This window comes from Streptomyces sp. NPDC088097, assembly GCF_044741845.1.
Classification (GTDB): domain Bacteria; phylum Actinomycetota; class Actinomycetes; order Streptomycetales; family Streptomycetaceae; genus Streptomyces.
Genome location: NZ_JBIUTJ010000001.1, coordinates 112,326 through 136,938, shown reverse-complemented (window position 1 = coordinate 136,938; position 24,613 = coordinate 112,326). Strand labels below are relative to the sequence as shown.

General features: G+C 72.0%; 16 protein-coding genes. 10 read left to right on the top strand and 6 right to left on the bottom strand.

Annotated features, from left to right (window positions below):
* Window positions 1-164: 164 nt before the first annotated feature.
* Together treS and ACIOD1_RS00565 are read right to left on the bottom strand one after the other, a co-directional pair.
* The gene (treS, locus tag ACIOD1_RS00570; protein WP_365618276.1) at window positions 165-1,859 is read right to left on the bottom strand and encodes a maltose alpha-D-glucosyltransferase; all 1,695 of its coding nucleotides are present in this window, start codon (window positions 1,857-1,859) and stop codon (window positions 165-167) included.
* On the bottom strand, window positions 1,856-3,850 hold the full coding sequence (locus ACIOD1_RS00565) for an alpha-1,4-glucan--maltose-1-phosphate maltosyltransferase (protein ID WP_365618274.1): 1,995 nt from the start codon (window positions 3,848-3,850) through the stop codon (window positions 1,856-1,858). The genes treS and ACIOD1_RS00565 overlap by 4 nt, the downstream gene beginning before the upstream one ends.
* A 335-nt stretch (window positions 3,851-4,185) precedes the next feature.
* Here ACIOD1_RS00565 and ACIOD1_RS00560 point away from each other — a divergent pair, with 335 nt between their 5' ends.
* The 4 genes from ACIOD1_RS00560 (at window position 4,186) to glgP (ending at window position 8,960) form a co-directional block, all read left to right on the top strand.
* Window positions 4,186-4,779: a GNAT family N-acetyltransferase gene (locus ACIOD1_RS00560; protein ID WP_401899397.1), complete on the top strand. Its 594-nt coding sequence runs from the start codon at window positions 4,186-4,188 to the stop codon at window positions 4,777-4,779.
* The gene (locus ACIOD1_RS00555) at window positions 4,776-5,291 is read left to right on the top strand and encodes a hypothetical protein (RefSeq protein ID WP_401899396.1); all 516 of its coding nucleotides are present in this window, start codon (window positions 4,776-4,778) and stop codon (window positions 5,289-5,291) included. The genes ACIOD1_RS00560 and ACIOD1_RS00555 overlap by 4 nt, the downstream gene beginning before the upstream one ends.
* 69 nt (window positions 5,292-5,360) lie before the next feature.
* Window positions 5,361-6,194, top strand: a complete 834-nt coding sequence (locus ACIOD1_RS00550; protein WP_401899395.1) for a hypothetical protein — start codon at window positions 5,361-5,363, stop codon at window positions 6,192-6,194.
* Window positions 6,195-6,323: 129 nt separating this feature from the next.
* A complete protein-coding gene (gene glgP, locus ACIOD1_RS00545; RefSeq protein ID WP_365618268.1) occupies window positions 6,324-8,960 on the top strand; it encodes an alpha-glucan family phosphorylase in 2,637 nt (878 codons plus the stop codon).
* Window positions 8,961-8,994: 34 nt separating this feature from the next.
* On the opposite strand, the gene ACIOD1_RS00540 is transcribed toward glgP, so the two are convergent.
* The gene (locus ACIOD1_RS00540; RefSeq protein ID WP_365618266.1) at window positions 8,995-10,005 is read right to left on the bottom strand and encodes an Lrp/AsnC family transcriptional regulator; all 1,011 of its coding nucleotides are present in this window, start codon (window positions 10,003-10,005) and stop codon (window positions 8,995-8,997) included.
* A gap of 133 nt (window positions 10,006-10,138) precedes the next feature.
* Between ACIOD1_RS00540 and ACIOD1_RS00535 the strand changes: the two genes are divergently transcribed.
* Window positions 10,139-11,668, top strand: coding sequence for a DHA2 family efflux MFS transporter permease subunit (locus ACIOD1_RS00535; protein WP_365618264.1), 1,530 nt, complete (start codon window positions 10,139-10,141; stop codon window positions 11,666-11,668).
* A gap of 274 nt (window positions 11,669-11,942) precedes the next feature.
* On the top strand, window positions 11,943-12,476 hold the full coding sequence (locus tag ACIOD1_RS00530) for a hypothetical protein (protein WP_365618263.1): 534 nt from the start codon (window positions 11,943-11,945) through the stop codon (window positions 12,474-12,476).
* Window positions 12,477-12,556: 80 nt separating this feature from the next.
* Here ACIOD1_RS00530 and ACIOD1_RS00525 read toward each other — a convergent pair whose 3' ends face one another.
* Both ACIOD1_RS00525 and ACIOD1_RS00520 read right to left on the bottom strand, forming a co-directional pair.
* On the bottom strand, window positions 12,557-14,017 hold the full coding sequence (locus tag ACIOD1_RS00525; protein WP_365618261.1) for a nitronate monooxygenase: 1,461 nt from the start codon (window positions 14,015-14,017) through the stop codon (window positions 12,557-12,559).
* Between the two features lie 236 nt (window positions 14,018-14,253).
* Window positions 14,254-16,527, bottom strand: coding sequence for a M4 family metallopeptidase (locus ACIOD1_RS00520; RefSeq protein ID WP_365618259.1), 2,274 nt, complete (start codon window positions 16,525-16,527; stop codon window positions 14,254-14,256).
* 503 nt (window positions 16,528-17,030) lie between these two features.
* On the opposite strand from ACIOD1_RS00520, the gene ACIOD1_RS00515 reads away from it, so the two are divergent.
* Window positions 17,031-18,398 carry a sugar transferase gene (locus ACIOD1_RS00515; protein WP_401900404.1) on the top strand — a complete coding sequence of 456 codons (1,368 nt, stop codon included), beginning with the start codon at window positions 17,031-17,033 and terminating at the stop codon, window positions 18,396-18,398.
* Window positions 18,399-18,412: 14 nt separating this feature from the next.
* Here the strand turns inward: ACIOD1_RS00515 and ACIOD1_RS00510 are convergent, their stop codons facing one another.
* The gene (locus tag ACIOD1_RS00510; RefSeq protein WP_365618255.1) at window positions 18,413-19,375 is read right to left on the bottom strand and encodes a GDP-L-fucose synthase; all 963 of its coding nucleotides are present in this window, start codon (window positions 19,373-19,375) and stop codon (window positions 18,413-18,415) included.
* Between the two features lie 374 nt (window positions 19,376-19,749).
* Here ACIOD1_RS00510 and gmd point away from each other — a divergent pair, with 374 nt between their 5' ends.
* The 3 genes from gmd (at window position 19,750) to ACIOD1_RS00495 (ending at window position 24,558) form a co-directional block, all read left to right on the top strand.
* The gene (gene gmd / locus ACIOD1_RS00505; protein ID WP_365618253.1) at window positions 19,750-20,763 is read left to right on the top strand and encodes a GDP-mannose 4,6-dehydratase; all 1,014 of its coding nucleotides are present in this window, start codon (window positions 19,750-19,752) and stop codon (window positions 20,761-20,763) included.
* 324 nt (window positions 20,764-21,087) lie between these two features.
* Window positions 21,088-23,787, top strand: coding sequence for a LamG-like jellyroll fold domain-containing protein (locus ACIOD1_RS00500; protein ID WP_401899394.1), 2,700 nt, complete (start codon window positions 21,088-21,090; stop codon window positions 23,785-23,787).
* 78 nt (window positions 23,788-23,865) lie between these two features.
* Window positions 23,866-24,558: a hypothetical protein gene (locus ACIOD1_RS00495; RefSeq protein WP_401899393.1), complete on the top strand. Its 693-nt coding sequence runs from the start codon at window positions 23,866-23,868 to the stop codon at window positions 24,556-24,558.
* Window positions 24,559-24,613 lie beyond the last annotated feature (55 nt).

Below are 24,613 nucleotides of genomic sequence, written 5' to 3'. Positions count from 1 at the left end.
AGAGTGTCCCGGATGTGCGGCAGTTGCTTCTCCGGCATGTGCGAGTGTCGGGTCAGGATGATCCGTACAGGGGTGGACGACTGACCCGTTCGAGTGAGCGCCCCTGTGGGTGCCGGCCTTGGCCGGGCGAAGACCGAGGACTCCGCCCGGACAGAGCGGTGCGGCTATTCGCTCCGCAGGCGGAACCAGTAGAAGCCGTGGCCCGCCAGGGTCAGCAGGTACGGCCACTCGCCGATCGGCGGGAAGCGCACGTCACCCGTGAGCTCCACCGGGACCCGCCCGTTGAACGACCTCAGGTCCAGCTCGGTGGGCTGCGCGAAGCGCGAGAAGTTGTGCACGCACAGCACCAGGTCGTCCCCGAACTCGCGGAGGAACGCGAGGACGGCCGGGTTGGACGAGGGCAGTTCGGTGTACGAACCGAGGCCGAAGGCCGGGTTGGCCTTGCGGATCTCGATCAGCCGCCGGGTCCAGTGCAAGAGCGAGGAGGGCGACGCCATGGCCGCCTCGACGTTGGTGACCTGGTACCCGTGGACGGGGTCCATGATGACCGGCAGGTTCAGCCTGCCCGGATCGCACGAGGAGAAACCGGCGTTGCGGTCGGGGGTCCACTGCATCGGGGTCCGCACCCCGTCGCGGTCGCCGAGCCAGATGTTGTCGCCCATGCCGATCTCGTCGCCGTAGTAGAGCACCGGCGAGCCGGGCAGCGACAGCAGCAGGGCGGTGAACAGCTCCATCTGGTTGCGGTCGTTGTCCAGGAGCGGGGCGAGCCGGCGCCGGATGCCGATGTTGGCCCGCATGCGCGGATCCTTGGCGTACTCGGCGTACATGTAGTCGCGCTCTTCGTCCGTGACCATTTCGAGGGTGAGCTCGTCGTGGTTGCGCAGGAAGATGCCCCACTGGCAGCGGTCCGGGATCGCCGGGGTCTTGGCCAGGATCTCGGAGACCGGGTAGCGGGACTCTCTTCGCACGGCCATGAAGATGCGTGGCATGACGGGGAAGTGGAACGCCATGTGGCACTCGTCCCCGCCCTTGGTGAAGTCGCCGAAGTAGTCGACGACGTCCTCGGGCCACTGGTTGGCCTCGGCGAGCAGCACGGTGTCCGGGTAGTGCGCGTCGATCTCGGCCCTGACCCGCTTGAGGAGCGTGTGGGTGCGGGGGAGGTTCTCGCAGTTGGTGCCCTCCTCCGCGTACAGGTAGGGCACGGCGTCGAGGCGGAACCCGTCGATGCCGAGGTCCAGCCAGAACCGCAGGGCGGAGACGATCTCCTCCACCACGGCCGGGTTCTCGTAGTTGAGGTCCGGCTGGTGGGAGAAGAAGCGGTGCCAGTAGTACTGCTTGCGTACCGGGTCGTACGTCCAGTTGGAGGACTCGGTGTCGACGAAGATGATGCGGGCGTCCTGGTACTGCTTGTCGTTGTCGGCCCACATGTAGTAGTCGCCGTACGGTCCGTCCGGGTCCTTGCGCGACTGCTGGAACCACTCGTGCTGGTCGCTCGTGTGGTTCATGACGAAGTCGATGATGACCCGCATGCCGCGGGTGTGTGCCGCGTCGACGAACTCCACGAAGTCGGCGAGGTCGCCGAACTCGGGGAGCACGGACGTGTAGTCGGAGACGTCGTAGCCCCCGTCGCGCAGGGGCGAGGCGAAGAACGGCGGCAGCCAGAGGCAGTCGACGCCGAGCCACTGGAGGTAGTCCAGCTTGGCGGTGAGCCCCTTGAGGTCACCCACGCCGTCGCCGTTGCTGTCGTGGAAGGAGCGGACGAGGACCTCGTAGAAGACCGCCCGCTTGAACCAGTCGGGATCGCGGTCCTTGGCGGGGGTGTCCTCGAAGGTGTCGTGGACGGGATCGTTGATCATCATGTGGTGGGTGACCCTCCGGTGGGCGGGGACGGTCGCAGAGCGGCCAGCACGTGCGCGGGCGTACGGCCCGGCTCTAGGCGCACGTAGTTCGCCCTGCCCCAGTGATAGGTCTCGCCGGTGAGCTCGTCGCGCACCGCGAGGGACCCGTGCCAGTCGAGGCCGAGTACCGGCATGTCCAACGAGACCGTCGCCTCCTGGGTGTGGTGCGGATCGAGGTTGACGACCACCAGTACGGAATTGGCCCCCGAGTGCTTCGAATAGGCGATCACCTGTTCGTTGTCGGTCGAGTGGAAGTGGAGGTCCCGCAACTGCTGGAGGGCCGGGTTGCGGCGGCGCATCCGGTTCAGCGCCGTGATCAGCGGGGCGATGGTGCGGCCCTCGCGTTCGGCGGCCTCCCAGTCGCGTGGCCGGAACTCGTACTTCTCGGAATTCAGGTACTCCTCGCTGCCCGCCCGGACCGACTCGTTCTCGCACAGCTCGTAGCCGGCGTAGACGCCCCAGGTGGGGGAGAGGGTGGCGGCGAGGACCGCGCGGATCTCGAAGGCGGGTCGACCGCCGTGCTGAAGGTACTCGTGGAGGATGTCGGGGGTGTTCACGAAGAAATTCGGCCGCATGACGGAGGCCGAACGGGTGGCGGTCAGCTCGGTCAGGTACTCGGTCAGCTCCGCCTTGGTGTTGCGCCAGGTGAAGTACGTGTACGACTGCTGGAAGCCGTTCGCGGCGAGCGCCCGCATCATCGCCGGGCGGGTGAAGGCCTCCGCCAGGAAGATCACATCGGGGTCGGACTTGTTGATGTCCGCGATCACCTTCTGCCAGAAGACGACAGGCTTGGTGTGCGGATTGTCCACGCGGAAGATCCGGACCCCGTGGTCCATCCAGTGCCGCAGGATCCGGCACGTCTCCTCGACGATGCCGGCCATGTCGGTGTCGAAGTGGATCGGGTAGATGTCCTGGTACTTCTTCGGCGGGTTCTCGGCGTACGCGATCGTCCCGTCCGCGCGGTGGCGGAACCACTGCGGGTTCTTCTCCACCCACGGGTGGTCCGGGGAGCACTGGAGGGCGAAGTCCAGGGCGATCTCCATCCCGAGCTCGCGGGCGCGGTCCACGAAGGCGTCGAAGTCCTCGATGGTGCCCAGCTCCGGGTGGACGGCGTCGTGGCCGCCCTCCGTGGAACCGATGGCCCAGGGCACGCCCGGGTCCCAACTCCCTGCGGACAGAGTGTTGTTGGGCCCCTTGCGGTAAGTGGAGCCGATGGGGTGGATCGGCGGCAGGTACACGACGTCGAAGCCCATGGCCGCGATGGCGGGCAGGCGTTCGGCCGCCGTGGCGAAGGTGCCGCCGACCGGTTGCCCGTCGGGGTCCAGGACGGCCCCCTCGGAGCGGGGGAACATCTCGTACCAGGAGCCGAAGAGGGCCCTCTTGCGTTCGACGATCAGGGGCAGGGCCTTGGCGGCGGTGACCAGCTCCCGGTACGGGCGCCGGGCGAGGGCCGCCGACACGGTCGGGGCCAGGGCGGCCGCGTACCGCTCGGCGGCGGGCCGGTCCTCGTCCCGCATGGTCTCGGCCGCCGACAGCACGGCCGCGCGACCGTCCTTCTTGGGAATCCTGGCGGCGGCGCGCTCGTAGAGCTCGGCGCCTTCGAGGAGCACGAGGCCGGTGTCGAGGTTCGCCGGGATCTTGATCGCGGCGTGGGAGCGCCAGGTCGCGAGCGGATCGCTCCACGCCTCGACGGTGTAGGTCCACCTCCCCTCGACCTCGGCGGACACCCGGGCCCCCCACCGGTCGGTGCCGGGGGCCAGCTCGCGCAGGGGGACGGGCGGCCGTAGCCGTCCGTTCGGATCTCGCAGGACTACGTGCGCGGCCACGGCGTCGTGGCCCTCACGGAACACGGTGGCCGAGATCTCGAAGACCTCGTCCACGACCGCCTTGGCGGGTCTGGCGCCGCAGTCGACGGCGGGGCGGACGTCCAGCACGGGAATGCGACCGATCATGATGGGATCACCTGGGGGCAGTTCGCAGGGCTCGGTGACAACAGGCCAGCCTGAATCACGGCTGGTAGTGCACGCTCTGTTCGCTCTGTTTCTAGCCGCTCGGAAGACGGCTGGGCTGCGGGCATGGCCGCTCCTGTCCGCGTTCACTCGGGTGGCGGGGAAAGGTTGGTGGCGGGTGCGCCGTGCGTGTACCGCGCGTACCCGCAGAGCCCTGCCCCACTCTCCCCCCGCCCAATCCGCGCTGTTGGTTAACTACTCGTACGTAGTGACACGCACTTCGGCCGGGGTCGGATCGACATCCGCCGAGGCTCCGTCAAGTCGGCGAGGAACAACCGATGTCCAGCGAAATACCCTCCGTCCCACCCGTCACCCGAGCCCCACTGCCGGTGTTGCCCCTGAGCGGGGGAGCACGCCTGAGGCCCTGGCGGGAGGAGGACGCGGCGGTGCTCGTGGAGGTCGGTGAGGACCCCGGGATCCGGCACTGGAACCGGATCGGCCCCGAGTCCCCGCGGTCCGCCGTCGACCGGATCCGGCGGTGGGACGCGCGGTGGCGGGAGGGCGGGGCGGCGATCTGGGCCGTGGCCGACGCGGCGGACGGAGCCGTGGGCCTCGTCGGCCTCGGCGACATCGATCTGTCCGGCGCCGACGCGGAGTTCCTCTACTGGCTGCTGCCCCGGGGACGCGGGCGGGGCCTCATGGGACAGGCCGTGACGGCCGTGACCCGCTGGGGTTTCGACTCCCTCGGCCTGCACCGGCTGCGGATCTGCCACTCGGTCGCCAACCCCGCCTCCTGCGCCGTCGCCACCCGCGCCGGTTTCACCCTGGAGGGGACGATGCGTGGAGCCCTCCTTCACGCCGACGGGTGGCACGACGAACACCTCCACGCCCGCCTGGCCACCGACCCGCCCCCGGGCGAGGACCCCGCGTGAGCGCGCGCGACGAGCCGCCGCCCCTGTTCTCCTACGTGGGCCCGCCCGGCCCCGCCGCCCTGGTGCGGGCCGGGGTGCGCGGGCACCCCGTCCGGGGCCGCCGGGACCTGGACCCCCTCCCCGTGGACCCGGCGGAGCCGGCCACGTACGTGGTGGACCGGGCCGGCGTGCTGCGGCTCGCCCCCCGGCGCAGCGAGCACGTGGTCTGCGCGGGCGGCGAACCGGTCCGGGCGGCGGGGGAGATGACCTTCGAGCGCGACGGCGCCGGGCGATGGGAGGTCCGCGAGGTCGCCAACCTCTCCACCGGTTACTGCCCGGACCTGACGTCCTGGGCCGCCGTGGCCGAGGCACTGGAGGGCGCCGGCATCGGCCACCCCGGGGGGTTCACCCACGCCGTCGTGTTCCGGCGGTGTGAGGAGTGTCGGGAGTGCAACGTGGTGCGGGAGGGGTGGTTCGTGTGTGTGTTTTGTGAGGCCGAGCTGCCGGGTCGGTGGAACGTGGGCCCGGGGTAGGGCGTCGAGCCGGGCGGCGCCGGGTTCGGGCGGGGCCAGCGGTCGGGGGCATGCGCGAGAATGCCCCGCATGGGCCTGACGGAGCAGCTCGGACACCCCGACCCCCGGGAGCGGGAGGCCGCCGCCCGCGCGGTGGCGACCGCGGTGTGGGACCCCGAGGCGGAGGGGGCGCTGGCCGCCGCGCTCACCGCCGTCGCCTGTGGGGAGGAGGACCCCGCCGCGCTGGAGGCCCAACTGCACGCCCTGCCGACCGTCGAGGCGGGGCTGTCCGACGCCGACCTCGTCCGGCTCGGCCTGATCCGCTCCGCCGCCCCCGTCCTGGGCCGACTCCTCTCCCGCGCCGGCCGGCTCCAGATCGCCGGGCCCGTCGAGCCGAGCGGCCCCGCCGCCCGCGCCGTGGTCCGCTGCCTGCGCGGAGCCCCGGCCGTCGGGGCGCAGCTGCGCACCCCGGAAGGGGCCTGGGCGGTGCTGGAGCGCATCGAGCTGTACGGCCGCGCCGTCGACCGCCTCGACACCGGCCTGACGGCGCGGGTCCTGCTGACCGGGAGCGGGGCGCGGGGCCTCGGGGAGTGGGAGCGCCTCGACGTCGACCCCCGCGCACGGGAAGACGTACGGCTGCTGCGCGCGCCGGACCCCGAGTCACGGCGCCTCGGCGCCCAAGGGGCCTCGGACTGGCCCCGCTCCTGGGGCCCGGAGGACGGCCGCCTCCTCTGCGGGGCCCTGGTCCGGGCCGCCCTCGCCGAGACCGACGAGGTGACCCTGGAGGCCGAACTGCACGCCCTCATCGCGCTGGGGGCCTTCATGGACCCGGACGGCCCGGCCCTGACCCTGCTGCGCACGATGGACCGCGCCGCCCTGCCCGAAGTGATCCGGGGCTACCTGGACGACCTCCTCGAACCGTAGCCCGCGGCCCCTGGCCAAGGGGTGGGATGGTCCGGTTCCGGCTTCGACGCTAGCCTTCCGGGGGCGTTGCGCGGGTGCACAGCGTGGTGCGGCCGCTCCGATCCGTCATCCCCTGCGAAGGTGGAACACGTGAAGGCTATCCGTCGATTCACCGTGCGCCCCGTCCTCCCGGAACCCCTGATGCCGCTCGCCGACCTCGCGCGCAACCTGCGCTGGTCGTGGCATACGGAGACCCGCGAACTCTTCCAATCCGTCGACCCCGAAGGCTGGCAGGCCGCCGGCGGCGACCCCGTCCGGCTGCTCGGCGCCGTGCCGGCCGCCCGGCTCGCGGAACTCGCCGCCGACCGGCGCTTCATGCGACGCCTCGCCGTCGCCGTCGCCGACCTCGACGACTACGTCCACGGCGGGAGGTGGTACCAGAGCCACGACCGGGCCGCGGACCTCCCCGCCGCCATCGCCTACTTCTCCCCCGAGTTCGGGATCACCGCCGCCCTGCCCCAGTACTCCGGCGGCCTCGGCATCCTCGCCGGGGACCACCTCAAGGCCGCCAGCGACCTCGGCGTCCCGATCATCGGCGTCGGACTCCTCTACCGTCACGGCTACTTCCGCCAGTCGCTCTCCCGCGACGGCTGGCAGCAGGAGCACTACCCCGTCCTCGATCCGCACGAACTGCCCCTGTCCCTGCTCCGCCAGGAGGACGGGGCCCCGGCCCGGGTCTCCCTGACCCTCCCCGGCGGACGCACCCTGCACGCCCAGATCTGGCAGGCCCACGTCGGCCGGGTCCCGCTGCTGCTCCTCGACTCCGACGTCGAGGACAACGACGCCGGCGCCCGCGAGGTGACCGACCGGCTCTACGGCGGCGGCAGCGACCACCGCCTCCTCCAGGAGATGCTGCTCGGCATCGGCGGGGTGCGCGCGGTACGGGCGTACTGCCGCATCACCGGACACCCGAGCCCCGAGGTCTTCCACACCAACGAGGGCCACGCCGGCTTCCTCGGCCTCGAACGCATAAGGGAACTGGAGGGAGAGCAGGGCCTCGGCTTCGACGCCGCCGTCGAAGCCGTCCGCGCCGGGACCGTGTTCACCACGCACACCCCCGTCCCGGCGGGCATCGACCGCTTCGAGCGCAGCCTGGTCGCCCGGCACTTCGGCGAGGGCGCCGAGCTGGCCGGCGTCCCCCTCGACCGGATCCTGGAACTGGGCGCCGAGAGCTACCCGGGCGGCGACCCCGGGGTGTTCAACATGGCCGTCATGGGGCTGCGCCTGGCCCAGCGCGCCAACGGGGTCTCCACCCTCCACGGGGCCGTCAGCCGGGGCATGTTCGCCGGCCTCTGGCCGGGCTTCGACCCCGCCGACGTCCCCATCGCCTCCGTCACCAACGGGGTCCACGCCCCGACGTGGGTGGCCCCCGAGGTCATCCGGCTCGGCGCCCGCCAGATCGGCGCGGGCCGGGCCGAGGACGCCCTCGCCGTCGGCGGGTCCGGCCGTTGGGACGCCCTCGCGCAGGTCCCGGACCAGGACGTGTGGGACGTACGCCGGGTCCTGCGCGAGCAGCTCGTCCAAGAGGTGCGCGACCGGCTGCGCGCCTCCTGGAAGGAGCGCGGCGCCGCCGACGCCGAACTGGGCTGGGTGGACTCCGTGCTCGACCCGGACGTGCTGACCATCGGCTTCGCCCGCCGCGTGCCCTCCTACAAGCGGCTCACGCTGATGCTCCGCGACCCCGAGCGGCTGCGGCGCCTGCTCCTGGACCCGGACCGGCCCGTCCAGATCGTCGTCGCCGGCAAGGCCCACCCGGCCGACGACGGCGGCAAGCGGCTCGTCCAGGAACTGGTGCGCTTCTCCGACGACCCGCGCGTGCGCCACCGGATCGTCTTCCTCCCGGACTACGGCATGGCCATGGCGAAGAAGCTCTATCCGGGCTGCGACGTCTGGCTGAACAACCCGCTGCGCCCGCTGGAGGCCTGCGGGACCAGCGGGATGAAGGCCGCGCTCAACGGCTGCCTCAACCTGTCGGTGCTGGACGGCTGGTGGGACGAGTGGTTCGAGCCGGACTTCGGCTGGGCCATCCCCACCGCCGACGGCCTCGGCGGCGACGAGGAACGCCGTGACGACCTGGAGGCGGGCGCCCTCTACGAGCTGATCGAGAACAGGGTCGCGCCCCGCTTCTACGACCGGGCCGGGCGGAGCGGACTGCCCGCGCGGTGGATCGAGATGGTCCGCCGGACCCTGGTGTCCCTGGGTCCCAAGGTCCTCGCGGGGCGGATGGTCCGGGAGTACGTGGAGCGGCTCTACAGCCCCGCCGCGCTCGCCCACCGGGCCCTGGACCCCGACGCCGCACGGGACCTGGCCTGGTGGAAGGGCCGGGTCCGGGCCGCCTGGCCACAGGTCGCCGTCGAGCACGTGGAGGCGGTCGCCGCCGCGCCCGTGGGCGGCACCGCGGAGCTGGGCGCCACCTTGACCCTGCGGGTGCGGGTGGCGCTGGACTCGCTCGCACCCGAGGACGTGGAGGTGCAGGCCGTCGCGGGCCGGGTCGACGCGCAGGACGTGATCCGGGACGGACGGAGCTTCCCGCTCAAGCCGGCCGCCGGACCCGACCTGGAGGGCCGCTGGGTCTACGAGGGCCCCCTCGCCCTCGACCGTACGGGGCCCTTCGGCTACACGGTGCGGATCTTGCCGGCGCACCCGCTGCTGGCGAGCCCGGCCGAGCTGGGCCTGGTCGCGGGGCCGCTGGACACCGACGCGCGGGGCGGCGTACTGCTGCGCTGAACCCGAGCCCGTCCCCCTGACCGGACCGGTCCGGTCAGGGGAGCGGCGGCGGATCCACCAGCCGCCCGTCCTCGACCAGCATCCCGGCCCGCTTGACCGTGCGCAGGGTCGGGATCAGCTCCACCTGCTGGATGCCGGGCACCGCGCCGATCCGTTCCGTCAGGTACGTGTACAGCGCGTCGGTGTCCCGGCACACCACCACCGCCAACAGGCTCGCCGCCCCCGTCAGGGCGGCGGCGAAGGGCACCTCGGGATGCGCCCCGATCGCCGCCCCGGCCTCCGCGAGACGGGCCGGCGGCACCGACAGCAGCAGGGTCGCCTCCGCCTCGAAGCCGAGCCGCTCGGGGACGATCTCCACGTCGAAGAAGACGGCCCCCAGCTCCCGCAGCCGCTCCAGGCGCCGGCGCGCGGTGGACTCCGACAGGCCCGAGGCGCGCGCCAGGTCCGGGTACCCGGCGCGGCCGTCCTGCCCCAGCACCGACAGCATCGCCAGCTCGGCCTCGTCCAGCGCGTACCGCTCGCCCATCGGCCCGTGGTCCACCGGCGGCCGGGTCAGCGCCGCCACCTGGTCCGGGCGCAACACGTCCAGCCCCGCCCAGGCCTCCGGCCCGCCGAAGAACTTCCGCAGGACCGTGTGGGCGCTGATCCCCGTCACCCGGCGGGTCCGGGGCAGCTTCTCCAGCAACAGGGAGTCGCGGTCCTTGCGGGTCCGGGCCCGCGTCATGCAGTGGATCTCCGTACCCCCCGAGTTCAGGGTCACCCAGGCGATGTCGGGCCGCCGGGCCAGGGCCGAGGCCACCGGCAGCGCCGCGTCCGGCGCGCACTGCACGCGCAGCCAGGACTCGAAGAGGCCGACCCGGCGGCCGATCGGCAGCCCCACCACCCGGATCAGCCCCGTGCCCCGCAGCCGCCGGTAGCGCCGTACGACGGTCTGGTCGGAGACCTCCAACACCTCGGCGAGCCGGCTGAAGGAGGCCCGGCCGTCGAGGGTCAGGGCTTGGGCGATGGCCTGGTCGAGCAGGTCCAGCTCCTCGTTCTGCTGCATGGTTTCCATCATCCCCGACCGATGAGTGGGTGAAATCCGGCAGCAGGGTCGTGCTGGGTGCCCGATCAAAGGCGTCCACTGCCAATTTGGACACACCGCGACCCACCGTTCGTCCTCCGAGGAGATCCTCCCCATGCGCAAATGGCTGCCCCTGACGGCAGTGTCCCTCGGGGCCTTCATGCTCTTGGTCGACGTCACGATCGTGACCGTCGCCCTGCCGGACATGGCCTCCGACATGCACACCGGCTTCGCCGACCTCCAGTGGGTCATGGACGTCTACGCCCTCGCCCTGGCCGCCCTGCTGCTCGGCGCGGGCTCCCTCGCCGACCGGATAGGGCGGCGCCGCGTCTACCTCGGCGGGCTCGGCGTCTTCGCCGCCGCCTCCCTCGCCTGCGGCCTCGCCACCGGCCCCACCGCGCTGATCGCCTTCCGCGCCGTCCAGGGCATCGGCGGCGCCGCCATGTTCGCCACCACCATGGCCCTGCTCAGCGGCGCCTACCAGGGACGCGACCGCGGCATCGCCTTCGGCGTCTGGGGCGCGGTCAACGGAGCCGCCGCCGCGGCCGGACCGATCATCGGCGGGCTGCTGACCGAGAGCTTCGGCTGGCGCTGGATCTTCTTCATCAACCTGCCCGTCTGCGCCCTGGCCGTCTACGTCACCCTCAAGGCGGTCGCCGAGTCCCGCAATCCGCACGCCACCGGCCTGGACCTGCCCGGCATGGCCGCCTTCACCGCCGGCGCCGCCTCCCTCACCTACGCGCTGATCCGCGTCGGCGAGAACGGCTGGACCTCCGCCGCCACCCTCGGCCTGCTCGGCGTCAGCGCCGCCGCCTTCGTCGCGTTCGTCGTCATCGAGCTGCGCAGCTCCCGCCCGATGCTGGACCTCTCGCTCTTCCGCAGCCGGGACTTCGTCGCCGTGATGGTGGGCGGACTGCTGCTCTCCGGGGCGGCCTTCTCCTACCTGATGTACGTCTCCCTGTGGCTCCAGTCCGCCGAGGGGATGGGGCCGGTCGCGGCCGGCCTGGTGCTGGTCCCGCTCAGCCTGGCCGCCTTCGCCGTCTCGGCGGTGGCCGGGCGCTTCCTGCACGGCGCCCCGGCCCGGCTCACCATCGGCGGCGGGCTGCTGCTGATCGGCGTGGGCGCCCTGCTCCAGGCCTGGATGCTGGACGACGGCGACGGCTGGACCGCCCTGGTGCCGGGGCTGGTGCTGACCGGCGTCGGCGTCGGCATGGCCACCCCGCAGCTGGCCTCCGTCGCGATGGCCGCCGTGGCCCCGGCCCGCGCCGGGATGGCGGGCGGCGCCCTGAACACCGCCCGGCAGCTCGGCAACGCCCTCGGCATCGCGGTCCTGGGCGCGCTGTTCCACACCGGACTCACCGACGCGCTGTCCGGGCAGCCGCACGGCACCGCCGACGTCCTGGCCTCCGGCGGGGCGGGCCGACTGCTGGCCGCGGCCCCGGCCGCGCGGGACTGGGTGGAGGCGGCCTTCGCGAGCGGGCTGCGGGACACCTTCGTCGCCTCGGGGGCGATGGGCCTGGCGGGCGCGCTCGCGGTGGCCCTCCTGATCCGCCGTCCGGCCGCGAAGGACCCGGCCGCCGGCGGGGCTCCGGGCGGGGCCTCCGTCCCGGCGCAGGGAACGGCCGGCGAACGCACCTCGGCCTGACCGGGCCCGAGGGGCTCCGACCGGGGCCCGACCGCACCCGACCGCCCCGGCGGCGCCCCCGGGCGTCCGTCGGGGCGGTCTGCCGTGCGGGCCGGTCACGGGAGGGCCGCCCCGCGGGCTCGGGCGGCGGCGGATGGCCCCGGCGGGCTCCCGTGAGGGTGAACCCTCGAACACATTGCGCATGCCGAACCGTTCCTGCCGGTGGGTCCGCTCCTACGCTGCCCGCGGGCATCCGGTCCCGGATGTCCGCGGATCCCGAGAAACGGACTGCCACATGCGTCATCGCACCACCGCCGCAGCGCTCCTCGCCTCCCTCGCGCTGGTCCTGCCCACCGCGGGCCTGTCTTCGGCCTCCGACCACGACCGTGACCACGACAGCCTGGGCGAGCTGCACTACCGGTACACCGACGGGGACGGAGAATCGCGCCACGGGACCATCGAGCCCGGTGACAACGACACCTGCTACCAACTGACCGGGACCCGGCGGCACCCGGCGTACGCCGTGGAGAACGAGACGGACTCCCTCGCCCTGCTCTTCGAGGGCGGCAGCTGCGGCGGCCAGCCCGAGGAGGTCCTGAACCCGGGCGAGCGGGCCCGGAACCTCAACGTGCGCTCGGTCTACTTCAAGCCGTCCGACGGGCACCACGGCCACCACGACGGCCGCGGCGACGAGGACGGCCGCCACGACGGCCGTGGTGACGACGAGGGCCGCCACGACCGCGGCGACGACGACCGCCGAGCCGCCCCGCGCACCGCGCAGGGTCCGGCCCGGGGCCTCTTCGACGGGATCTTCCACCCCGCCGGCTGACCCGTACCCCTGACCGACCCGCTACGACGACGGGCCCGGCACCCCCCACGGGGGTGCCGGGCCCGTCCCGTTCGGGACGCCTACGCGGACCGGACCCCCGCCGCCAGCCACCGGACCACGTCGCCCGCCGTGTAGGGGGACGCGTCGGGGGAGAGCCGCGGCAGGAAGGAGAGGTCCTTGCCGATGGTCACGATGGGGGGCTCGACCCGGCCGCCCGGCCGCCGCTGCGCCAGTCCGATGGTGGCGAGCAGGCCGTTGCACAGGCACTGCTTGCCCTCGGCGTCCGCCGCCTTCCCGCCCTTGCGGACGTACGCGGCCACCGGCTCCGACGCGCACCGGTAGGTCAGCCCGCGCGGCCCCCGTACCGGAGTGCGCAGGAAGCCCAGGTCACAGACCCGGCGCCGGGCCGCGGCCACTTCCGGTTCGGAGACGGTGCCGGGCAGCTCCGCCACCTTGAAGGGGAAGGAGGTCGGGGAGGCCCCCGGGTCGTTGCGGACCGTCAGGGTGCCCCGGTGCGCCCGGTCGCGGAGTTCCTCGCGCAGGTGCCGGGCCATGCCCGACTCCTCGCACAGTGCGAAGGCACTGCCGACCTGCACCCCGGCGGCCCCCTCGGCGCGGGCCGCGGCCACGGCCTCCGGAGCGGCCTGTCCGCCGGCGAGCCAGAACGGCAGCCCGAGCGCGGCCATCTTGGCCAGATCGGGGTGGTCGCGGGGGCCGTAGACGGGCTCGCCGTTCTCGTCGAGCCGCATCGGGCCGCGCGGCGGCGCGCTGTGGCCGCCGGCCCCGCTGGTCTCGATGACGAACCCGTCGGGGCGGGTGGCCTCGTCCCGGGCGAGGTAGGTGGCGAGCACCGGCAGGGAGACGATGGCCAGCACCTCGGGGCGGCGCAGCGGGCCGGGCAGCTGCCCGGCGAGCAGCTCCAGCGGATCGAAGAGGTGGTCCAGCGGCTCGGCCCCGGGGGCCTCGTCCTCTACCGCGATCCGGGTGACGCAGCGTTCGTAGCGCGCCAGTCGGGTGGCGAGGGCCGGGATCTGACCGGGGACTCCCGCGCCCACGAGCACGTGGTCGACGCCTGCCAGGATCGCGCCGAACATCGCGGGGGCCGTTGCCAGCTGGATCTTCTCCAGGTAGTTGATGCCGACGACACCGTCGTGTCCCTCCTTGGCCAGCCAGACCTCGACGAAGTTGCCGAGGACGGTGAGGATCTCCGCCTGCGCGCCGCCCGTCGCGCGCAGCCGGGGCGTGGTCCGCATCGGGGCGGCCCCGTCGAGGCCGCCCTCGCGGAAGTAGCAGTCCAGTGCGGCCTGGGCCGGCTCCGGCAGCGGGAAGGCGGCCAGGGCCCGGCGGGCGTGACCGCCCGGGTCGCCGCTCTGGAGCACGCGGGCCAGTACGACGTCCAGCGCCGTCCCGGACACCACGCCGAGCTGCCCGGTCACCGACACGGCCCGGGCCAGGCGCCAGCCGGAGACTCCGACGCCCATGCCGCCCTGGATGAGCCAGGGGCGCCGGGGGGCGGAAGGGTTCTCGGGGAGCTGGGGCATGGCGCACGTCCGTCGTTCGGTGGGGTGGGCTACCCGAACCTACGGTTGCGTAGGTTCGCTGGGTTCCACTATCTCCCCGTGCCCGCCCGCCGCAGGGCGCCGAAGGTCCCGTGCTCGCGGGGAGCAGGTCCCGTGCGGGCGGGCCCATGGAACAGGGCCGCCCGGGGAGGTCTTCTCCCGGGCGGCCCCGTGATCTAGCGGTTCTGCCGTGGCGTCACCTCGTCACCCCGAAGGGGTCAGAAGGTGAGCTTCCAGCTGTCGATCTTGCCGGTGTCGGCGGAGGCGAGGTCCGCGACACGGAGCTTCCAGACACCGCTGGCGACCTCGGAGGAGGCGTTCACGGTGAACTGCTGGACGATGTTGTCCGCGCTGCCGCCGGTGCGGTTGCGCAGGTTGTAGACGGTGCCGTCGGGGGCGACGAGGTCGACCTTCAGGTCACCGACGTACGTGTGGAGGATGTTGACGTCCACCTTGAGGGCGCTCGGCGCGTTGCCGGAGCGGGACACGGTGATCGGCGACTCGACCGTGGCGTTGTCGTTGATCGCGAAGTCCGTGGTGTTCTCGAAGACGTTCTGCTGGGCGGTGCCGACCGTCCAGGTGAACGACGTCGTTCCGGTCTTGCTCGCCGAGTCGGTCACCGTGACGGTCACGTTGGACGTGGCCGCGGTGGTGGCCGTGCCCGAGATCAGGCCGGTGGAGGAGTTGATCGACAGACCGGCCGGCAGGCCGGTCGCCGCGTAGCTCAGCGCACCCGGGTTGGTGCTGGTCGCCTGGACCTGAAGGCTCACAGCGGTGTTGATCTGGGTGGTCTGGTTGGCGATCGGGGTCACCGAGACGCCGGCGGCCGGGGGCCGGGTGCCGACGGCGATGCCGGCCCAGGCGTTGGCCACGTTGTTGTACGTCACCGAGTTGGCGCCGTACAGGTCGGCGGCGGCCTGGAGGGTCGCCGTACGGGCGGCCGCGTAGTTGGTGTTGGACTTGAAGTAGCCCACCGTCAGCGCGCGGAACCAGATCTTCGCGGCGGCGTCCCGACCGATCGCGGTGACCGGGAGGTTGTCGGAGGTCGGCGAGTTGTAGCTGACCCCGTTGATGACCTTGGCGCCGGAGCCCTCGGACATCAGGTAGAAGACGTGGTTGGCCGGGCCCGAGGAGTAGTGGACGTCGATGGAGCCGATGCCCGAGTACCACGAGTCCTTGGACGAGCCGTCCTTGCTCGGCTTGTCCTGGTAACGCAGCGGGGTGCCGTCGCCGTTGATGTCGATCTTCTCGCCGACGAGGTAGTCACCGACGTCGGTCGGGTTGTTGGCGTTGAACTCGACGGCCGCCGCCATGATGTCGGAGGTCGCCTCGTTCAGACCGCCGGGCTCGCCCGAGTAGGTCATGTTGCCGGTGACCGAGGTGAGGCCGTGGGTCATCTCGTGCGCGGCCACGTCGATGGAGGTCAACGGGTGGTTGTTGCCCGTGCCGTCGCCGTAGGTCATGCAGAAGCAGGAGTCGTCCCAGAACGCGTTGACGTACGCGTTGCCGTAGTGGACCCGGCTGTACGGGGCCACGCCGTCGTTGCGCAGGCCGTTGCGGCCGTGCACGTTCTTGTAGTAGTCCCACGTCAGCTGCGCGCCGTAGGCGGCGTCGGCGCCGGCGGTCTCCCGGTTGGAGGGGAGGCCGTTGCCCCAGGTGTCGTCCGGACCGCTGAAGAGCGTGCCGGTCCCGGAGGAGCCGCCGTTGAGGTCGTAGGTCTTGTGGTTGCCCCGGCCGGCGTCGGTCAGCGTGTAGTTGCTGCCCGACTGCGAGGTGCCCAGGGTGACCTGGCCGCTGTACTCGGTGTTGCCGACGCCCTTCTCGATCGCCTGCCACTCGGTGATCTTCGCGCCGGTCTTGGCGTTGGTGACCACGTGCAGCTTGCTGGGCGTGGCGCCGTCGCTCTGGAGGCCGCCGACGACGGTCTCGTAGGCGAGGACGGGGGCGCCTTCGGCGGCCCAGATCACCTTGCGGGCGCCCTGGTCGGCCTTGGCGTCCTTGCCGCCGCTCGCGGACAGCGCGGCGAACGCGGTTCCCTCGGCGGCCGACGGGGTCACGGTGGCGGAGGTGTCCGCGACCTTGATCTCGTGGTTGGTCGCCTTGGTCACGCTCTTGGTGACACCGCCCTTGGCGTGGACCGTGAGGTCACCGCCGAGCACGGGCAGACCGTCGTAGGTCCGCTCGTAGGTGGTGTGCGTGGTGCCGTCCGCGTCCTTGACCACATCGCGGACGACGAGCTTCTCACCGCTGCCGAGGCCGAGGGCCTTGGCGGCCTGCACGGTGGTCGAGTTGGCATCGGCCAGGAGCGTCGCACGCTCCGAAGCGCTGAGTGCGCGGGCGGCCGAGCCGGGGTTGGACTGGACGGCCTTGGTGCCTTGCGACGCGGTGGCGTCGGCTGAGGCGGATCCGGCCTGTATGCCTACGGCGAGCAGGGCTGCCGCGGCCACGAGAGCTCCGGCCGCTGTGGCACGCCTCTGGGGGGTGGGACTCAACGCAGACTCCTCCTGCAAGGGGGGTTCCGGATGGCTGGGTGGGCCTCCGGGCAGATCAGGGCTGGTGCGATGAACGGAACGAAGAGTGCCACCCACGGCGTGCAATGTCAGGGCCGCGTCAAAAGGTTGGCCGGAAACGGTTCGTTGTCCGAAGATACGTATCCGGTATTCGAACCATTCACCTTCGCGTGCGAAGGAAGGGTCCGAGATTCGGAACGGCTGATACCGGTTGCTAACGCTTGGGCAACGAGATGCCCCGTTAACCCAAACGGCATTTACCGTACGGGTGTTTGTCGTACTGTTTCCCGGTGCGACAGATGTCCGGCGCTTGGGGAAGCCAAGGACACGCGTCACCGTCATAGACCACGTGCCAGGGGGGCCCCGTGAGGCATGTCCATTTTCCTGCGCAAAGAGTGGCCACAGCAGTCGTCGGTGGGGAAGGGGCGGTAACCGTCCCGGCTCGACGGCTGGGTGACAAGGCCCGCTGGTACCTGCCCGCGGCCATGGCCGTCGATGTCCTCGGCGCCGGCCTGCCCGTCGGCCTCGTCTTTCACGCCGCTCAGCAGAATCGTCCCTTCTACTGCGCCCTCGCGGCGGCCGTGGCGTGGACCGGAGTGCAGGGGCTGCGGCGCCGTTACACCGCCCGGGCGCTGGGAGAATCGCGCGGAGTCCTGCCCGTCCTCCACGACTGGCTGATTCTCATCGGAGTCCTGGCCGTCGCGCGGATCCTCACCGGGGAGAGCACCCCCCGGCTGGCCGCCATCGGAGCGCTCCTGCCGGCCCTCCTCGTCACCGTGGCCCGCCACAAACTGACCTTCCGCCACCTGTCCGCGGCCCGCCGCGAGGCGCACGCCGTCAGCCGGGTGCTGGTGATAGGGGAGCCGGACGCCGCCGAGCACGTCATCGCGCACCTCGCCGCGCGCACCGACCACCCCTACGTGGTCGTCGGCGTGGTCCCGGTCGGCGCGGGCTCCCTCTCCAGCGGGGTCCCGGTCGCCGCCCGGTTGGCGGGCGGGATGGCCGGGGCCCCCAACGGGGACGCCGCCGCCGTGCTGGGCGCGGTGCACAGCCACAACGCCGACCTGGTGCTCGTCGCGCCCGGAGCGCGGATCGCGGGGGAGCGGCTGCGCCGCGTCGCCTGGGCCCTGCACGACGAGGGGCTCGAACTGGCGGTCTTCCCCGGCCTGGTGGAGATCTCCGTCAAGCGCCTGGAGACCCTGTCGGCCGGCGGGCTCGCCGTGCTGCGGATCGCCCCGCCCGTGGGGCGCGGGGTGCAGACCCTGCTGAAGTCGGTCCTCGACCGGGCCGGCGCCGCCGTCGGACTGCTCCTGCTGTCCCCGCTGTTCCTCGGAGTCGTGCTGGCGATACGTTTCGGCTCGCGCGGCCCCGCCTTCTACAGCCAGCGCCGCATCGGGCGCGACGGGGAACCGTTCGTCATGTGGAAGTTCCGCACGATGGTGCTCGACGCCGACCGGCTCAAGGCCGATCTGGCGGGGGCCAACGAGAACGACGGCCTCATGTTCAAGATGCGCCGCGACCCCCGCGTCACCCGGGTGGGCCGACTGCTGCGCCGCGCCTCGCTGGACGAACTGCCCCAGCTGCTCAACGTGCTCACCGGCAGCATGTCCCTGGTCGGCCCGCGCCCGCCGCTGCCCGAGGAGGTGGCGCGCTACGACGAGGTCGAGCTGCGCCGGCTCTCCGTACGGCCCGGCATGACCGGCCTGTGGCAGATCAGCGGGCGGTCGGACCTGTCATGGGACGAAACGATTCAGCTTGATCTGCAGTACGTGGACAACTGGTCCTTCACGAGCGATGTCGACGTGATGGGCCGTACCCTCCGCGCCGTGGTCGACGGACGCGGAGCGTACTGAGTCCCGTGCCCGAGTCAGTCGAGCCCGCCCGGTCGGCTCTGGTCGAGCCACCAGCGGTAGGTGGCGGAGATCCCGTCGCGCAGCGCGATCCCCGGCTTCCAGCCCAGCGAGGTCAGTCGGGACACGTCGAGCAGCTTGCGCGGGGTCCCGTCCGGCTTGGAGGTGTCCCAGGCCAGCCGGCCCCGGAAGCCGGTCACGTCGGCGACCGTCTCGGCCAGCGCCTTGATCGTGAGGTCCTCGCCGCAGCCGATGTTGACGGGCTCGTCGCCGTCGTAGGTCTCCAGCAGCACCGCGCAGGCGGCCGCGAGGTCGTCCACGTGCAGGAACTCCCGGCGCGGGGTGCCCGATCCCCACAGCGTGACCTCGTCGCGGCCCTCCGCGGCGGCCTCGTGGAAACGGCGGATCAGCGCGGGCAGGACGTGCGAGGACTCCAGGTCGAAGTTGTCGCCCGGCCCGTAGAGATTGGTGGGCATGGCCGAGATGTAGGAGGCGCCGTACTGCTTGCGGTACGACTGGACCTGCACGATGCCGGCGATCTTCGCGAGGGCGTAGGCCTCGTTGGTGGGCTCCAGCGGGCCGGTCAGCAGGGCGTCCTCGCTGATGGGCTGCGGGGCCAGCTTGGGGTAGATGCAGGAGGACCCGAGGAACAGCAGCCGGCCGACGCCGGCGGCGTGGGACCCGGCGATCACGCTGAGCTGGATCTTGAGGTTGTCCTCCAGGAACTGCACCGGGTACGTGCTGTTGGCCATGATGCCGCCGACCTTGGCGGCGGCCAGCACGACCGCGTCGGGGCGGACCTCGCGCAGGTACGCCTCGGTCGCCGGGGCGTCGCGCAGGTCGAGGTCGGCGCGTCCCCGGGTGAGCACCTCGTGCCCGTCGGCGGTCAGGCGGCGGGCGACCGCGGACCCCACGAGGCCGCGGTGTCCGGCGACGAAGACGCGGGCGTGCGGGGGCAGGAGCGGCAGCGAACTTGTCATACCGCCGATGATGCCAGTTTGGCGGCGGGCCTTTCCCGGCAGTCCGGATCCCGGTCCCGCCGGCACCCGGTGACGACCGGTCCGTCCGACCGGTGCCCCGGCGTCGCACCGGCGCCCCGGCCCGCCCCGGGGGCGGCGTCCAGGGGGCGGATCCGACGCAAAGGCGCCCGGACCGGACGTGTACGGTACGCATCCAGCCCCCGGGCGGCCCCCTGCCGGGTCCCGCCGGAACCTCCGGCGGGGCGCGTGCGCGCCCGACCCGCCGGGACACCGGGCCACCGGGCCGTGAGGCCCTCGGCAGCCACTCCGGGGACCGATCCCGGCCGGTGGAGGCCTTCACCAGACCGAACCACGAATCCCCAGGGGGACCCCACATGGGCAAGACCGCACTGATCACCGGCGTCACCGGGCAGGACGGCTCGTACCTCGCCGAGCTCCTGCTCTCCAAGGGCTACACGGTGCACGGGCTCGTGCGGCGCTCCTCCAGCTTCAACACGGAGCGGATCGACCACATCTACCAGGACCCGCAGACCGCCAACCGGTCCTTCGTCCTGCACCACGCGGACCTCTCCGACGGCGTGGCCCTGGTGAACCTGCTGCGCGACATACGCCCCGACGAGGTCTACAACCTGGGCGCCCAGTCCCATGTCCGGGTCTCCTTCGACGCCCCGCTCTACACCGGCGACGTGACCGGCCTCGGCGCGCTGCGCCTGCTGGAGGCCATCCGCGCCAGCGGCGTCGACACCCGGATCTACCAGGCCTCGTCCTCCGAGATGTACGGGGCGACCCCGCCGCCGCAGAACGAGGGCACCCCGTTCCACCCGCGCAGCCCGTACGGCGCCGCGAAGGTGTTCGCGTACTGGACCACCGTGAACTACCGCGAGGCGTACGACATGTTCGCCGTCAACGGGATCCTCTTCAACCACGAGTCCCCGCGCCGCGGCGAGACCTTCGTGACCCGCAAGATCACCCGCGCCGTGGCCCGGATCAAGGCCGGCCTCCAGGACCACCTGTACCTGGGCAACCTCGACGCCGTCCGCGACTGGGGCTACGCCCCCGAGTACGTGGACGCCATGTGGCGGATGCTCCAGCAGGACGAGCCGACCGACTACGTGGTCGCCACCGGTGTCGCCGCGACCGTCCGCGAGTTCGTCGAGTCCTCCTTCACGCACGCCGGTCTCGACTGGAACGAGCACGTGCGCTACGACTCCAAGTACGAGCGCCCCAGCGAGGTCGACGCGCTCATCGGCGACGCGTCCAAGGCGCAGGAGCTGCTTGGCTGGAAGCCGACGGTCCTGGTGCCCGAACTGGCCCGCATCATGGTCGACTCCGACGTCCGTCAGGTGGAGGACCAGCTGGCGGGCGTGAGCGTCCGCATCGACCGCTGAGGCCTTCGCACTCCCCTACGCTGTGCCCTGTCCCGGCCGTCTCCGCAGCATTTCGCGACCCTGGCCGGGGCAAACCTGCCGTATGTCCGAAGTGCGCACCTCGTGTTGAACCTGGTTGATTCCAATTTGGTATGCAAGGGGTCAAGTGAGGTGACCGGGCCCTCAGATGAGCCCTAGTCTGCGCCAGTACATAGGGCTGTTCGGATAGTTCCAGCCATCAAACCGGGCAATTGCCCTGGGGGGCTCATGCGTAGATCCAGAGGGCTGACTGCTGCCCTCGTTCTGTCACTGGCCGGTGCCGGCACCGGTATAGGCCTGGTGCTGATGCCCGAGGCGTCCGCCATCACGCCGCCAGTGGCCTTCACCGCCGACGAGCTGCCGACCTGGCAGCCGAACGGCATCGTCTTCGCCATGGAGCAGGCGAACGGCACCGTCTTCGCCGGTGGCACCTTCTCGGCGGTCCGCCCGCCCGACGGCGCCGGCAGCGGCACCGAGCAGGAAGCCGTGAACTTCGTGGCGCTCGACGCCGCCACGGGCAACCCCACCTCCTGCAAGCTGGCCTTCACCGTCGGCGACGGCACCGCGACCGTCCGGACGCTGGCCGTCTCCAAGGACAAGAAGACCCTGTACGCGGGCGGCTACTTCGGCGCCGTCAACGGCACCCCGGTGTCCAGCCTCGCGGCGATCGACATCGAGACCTGCGCCCCGAAGGCCTCGTTCCACCCGAGCTTCCCCGCCACCGTGCGCGCGCTCGCCGTCACCGACGACACCCTCTACGTGGCAGGCGACTTCGGCACCGTCGAGGGCTCGACCCGCGAGCGGTTCGCCGCGGTCGACGCCGCCTCCGGTGCGCTCAAGCCCTTCACCGCCAACGCGGACGAGCCCGGCCGGGCCATCGCGGTGAGCAACGACGGCAACAACGTCCTGCTCGGCGGCGACTTCTTCAGCGTCAACGGCTCCAACACGCACGCGCTGGCCGTCGTGAACGCCACCACGGGCGCGGTCGCCAAGACGTACAGCAACATCCCCTCCAACTCGGTGGTCAAGCACATCGCGGCCGACGCGACGGGCTACTACACCGGCAACGAGGGCTCGGGCGGCGGTGTCTTCGACGGCCGCATCGGCCTCGACACCTCCTTCAACGAGAAGTGGCGCGACCGCTGCCTGGGCGCCACCCAGTACGTGCTGCCGTACGACGGGGTGCTCTACAGCTCCTCGCACGCGCACGACTGCTCGCTGGAGAACCAGTTCCCCGACGGCAAGCGCAACTTCCTGCTGGCCCAGCAGACCGACTACAAGGGCGCCGCCCCCGCGCCCGTGGACGGTTTCGTGCCGAGCCCGCCGAAGCTCGGCTGGCACCCCACCGCGAACGACGGCATCGGCGAGGGCATCGGCCCGCGCGTCATGTCGATCGCGGAGAAGAACGACGTCAAGTACATGTGGGTCGGCGGTGAGTTCACCCTCATCAACGGCGAGCCGCAGCAGGCGCTGACCCGCTTCGCCTCCACCGGCGACGTCGGCGCGCCGACCACCCCGGTCGCCAGTGCCGGGAGCGTCAAGCCCGGTGAGGCCCAGGTCCGCTGGCGCACCAGCTACGACCAGGACGACAGCAAGCTGACGTACCGGATCTACCGCAACGGCTCGGCCACCGCGATCGCCACGGTCGCGGCCGACTCCCTGGAGTGGGAGCGCCCCCAGGCCTCCTGGACCGACACCACGGTCAAGGCCGGTCAGGCCTACACCTACCGGGTCACCGCCACCGACGGCGCCGGCAACACCAGCGCCCTGTCGGCCAACGTCTCCGTGACGGTCCCGAGCTCGGTCCAGGCCTACCCGGACAAGGTCCGCGCGGACGGCGCCAACCTGTACTGGCGCTACGACGACACCGTCAGCCCGTACGTGGCCGACTCCTCCGTCTCCGGCAACACCAGCGGCGTCCAGGTCAACGCCCCGACGCTGCGCCAGAGCCCCGGAGCCGTCACCGGCACCAGCACGTCGATGGGCTTCAACGGCACCAGCCAGCAGGTCTACAGCGACCACCGCCAGAACGTCGGCACCTCGTACTCCGTGGAGACCTGGTTCAAGACGAACACCACCCGCGGCGGCAAGCTGATCGGCTTCGGCAACAACACGGTCAACAGCAGCGGCTCGTACGACAAGCAGCTGTACATGACCAACACCGGACGCCTGATCTTCGGCGTCTACAACGGCTCCACCCGCACCATCTCCACCGGCCTGTTCGAGACGTACAACGACAACAAGTGGCACCACGTCGTCGGTACGCAGGGCCCCGGCGGCATGACCCTGTACGTGGACGGCCAGAACAAGGGCACGAACAGTGCCACGAACTTCCAGCCGTACGCCGGTTACTGGCACGTCGGCGGTGACAACCTCAACAGCTGGCCGACCCGTCCGACGAGCAACTTCTTCGCCGGATCGATCGACGAGACCGCCGTCTACCCGACGGCGCTGACCCAGGCCCAGGTCAAGTCCCACTTCGACCTGGCCAAGGCGCCCACCGACACGGTCTCCAAGGTCGTCGCGTCCGAGGACACCTACATCAACCAGGGCGCCCCGAGCACCGCGTACGGCACCTCCACGCAGCTCGCGGTCCGCGGTACCTCGGCGTACGAGTCCTACCTGCGCTTCACCCTCCCGGCCGCCCCCAACGGGCAGGTCCTGAAGGCCGCCTCGCTCCAGGTCAAGACCTCGACCCAGGCCAACGCCGGCTCCGCCGACACGGTCTCGGTGGTCCCGGTCACCGGCACCTGGAGCGGCACGGGCACGACGTTCAACACCAAGCCCACCCTCGGGACCACCCCGCTCGGCTCCGTCGCGGGCATCCCGGACGGCTCGGCGATCCAGAACGTCGAGCTGGACACCACCGCCGTCTCCGCCGTGCTGGGCACCAGCTACAGCCTCGGCCTGACGAGCTCGGGCACCGACCCGCTGTGGCTGTGGTCCTCGGAGTCGACGGCCGCGGACGCCGCTCCGCAGCTGATCCTCACCTTCGGCCCGAAGTAACCGCCTGACGACGTACGGGGCCCGGCCGACTCGCGCCGGGCCCCGTACGCCTATCCGACCCCGTACGGGAGCCACCTGATGTACCGACGCTCCGCCGCGGCCGCCGTCTTCCTGGCCGCCGCCCTGACCCTGACCGCCTGTTCCTCGGGCGACGGCAAGGCCTCCGCCGGCGCGGAGGTCACGCCGAAGCCGCCGGCCTCCTCCTCGGTCCCCGACCCGGCGGACGCCTCGCCGGCGCCCTCCGGCTCCGGCGCCGTGTCGCCCGACGCCAAGCCGACCGGACCGGTGCTGCCGGACGCGAAGCTCACCCCGAAGACGGGCAGCTTCAAGGAGAACGAGAAGAAGTACCTCAGCGGTCGGGTCCCCGCCAAGACGGACCCGGCGGCCGTCCTCCAGACGGGCCAGGAGGCCTGCCAGCGGGTGGAGCGGACCGCGAAGCGGGACAAGGACGCCGCGGTCGGGGCCGTCATCTCCGGCGAGATCACCGGGGCGAGGGACGCGATCAACCTGCTCTGCCCCGAGCAGAAGCCGGTGCTCGCCGCGGCCGAGAAGGGCTTCGGGGACGCCCCCCGCACCGCCCCGGCTCCCGGCACCTACCGGGCGCTGACCCAGGGCGCCTCCTGCACCTGGGAGGCGAAGGGCAAGGACGGCTCCGTCCTGGCCTCCGGCCCGCAGGCCCCCGCCAAGGCCGGGGAGAAGATCACCGCCACCGTCCCGGCGGGAACAGCCGAGTTCCGCTCGACGGGCTGCTACGCCTGGGTCCCCGCGTAACCCTCCGCACCGCGCGAACCTCGCCGCCGCCTCACCGAACTCCGGTGCGGCGGCG

Bases quoted from the DNA above. Each gene is read 5' to 3' on its own strand.
- treS (WP_365618276.1), bottom strand. From the start codon at position 1,859: ATGATGATCAACGATCCCGTCCACGACACCTTCGAGGACACCCCCGCC.
- ACIOD1_RS00565 (WP_365618274.1), bottom strand. From the start codon at position 3,850: ATGATCGGTCGCATTCCCGTGCTGGACGTCCGCCCCGCCGTCGACTGC.
- ACIOD1_RS00560 (WP_401899397.1), top strand. From the start codon at position 4,186: ATGTCCAGCGAAATACCCTCCGTCCCACCCGTCACCCGAGCCCCACTG.
- ACIOD1_RS00550 (WP_401899395.1), top strand. From the start codon at position 5,361: ATGGGCCTGACGGAGCAGCTCGGACACCCCGACCCCCGGGAGCGGGAG.
- ACIOD1_RS00540 (WP_365618266.1), bottom strand. From the start codon at position 10,005: ATGCAGCAGAACGAGGAGCTGGACCTGCTCGACCAGGCCATCGCCCAA.
- ACIOD1_RS00535 (WP_365618264.1), top strand. From the start codon at position 10,139: ATGCGCAAATGGCTGCCCCTGACGGCAGTGTCCCTCGGGGCCTTCATG.
- ACIOD1_RS00530 (WP_365618263.1), top strand. From the start codon at position 11,943: ATGCGTCATCGCACCACCGCCGCAGCGCTCCTCGCCTCCCTCGCGCTG.
- ACIOD1_RS00525 (WP_365618261.1), bottom strand. From the start codon at position 14,017: ATGCCCCAGCTCCCCGAGAACCCTTCCGCCCCCCGGCGCCCCTGGCTC.
- ACIOD1_RS00515 (WP_401900404.1), top strand. From the start codon at position 17,031: ATGGCCGTCGATGTCCTCGGCGCCGGCCTGCCCGTCGGCCTCGTCTTT.
- ACIOD1_RS00510 (WP_365618255.1), bottom strand. From the start codon at position 19,375: ATGACAAGTTCGCTGCCGCTCCTGCCCCCGCACGCCCGCGTCTTCGTC.
- gmd (WP_365618253.1), top strand. From the start codon at position 19,750: ATGGGCAAGACCGCACTGATCACCGGCGTCACCGGGCAGGACGGCTCG.
- ACIOD1_RS00500 (WP_401899394.1), top strand. From the start codon at position 21,088: ATGCCCGAGGCGTCCGCCATCACGCCGCCAGTGGCCTTCACCGCCGAC.
- ACIOD1_RS00495 (WP_401899393.1), top strand. From the start codon at position 23,866: ATGTACCGACGCTCCGCCGCGGCCGCCGTCTTCCTGGCCGCCGCCCTG.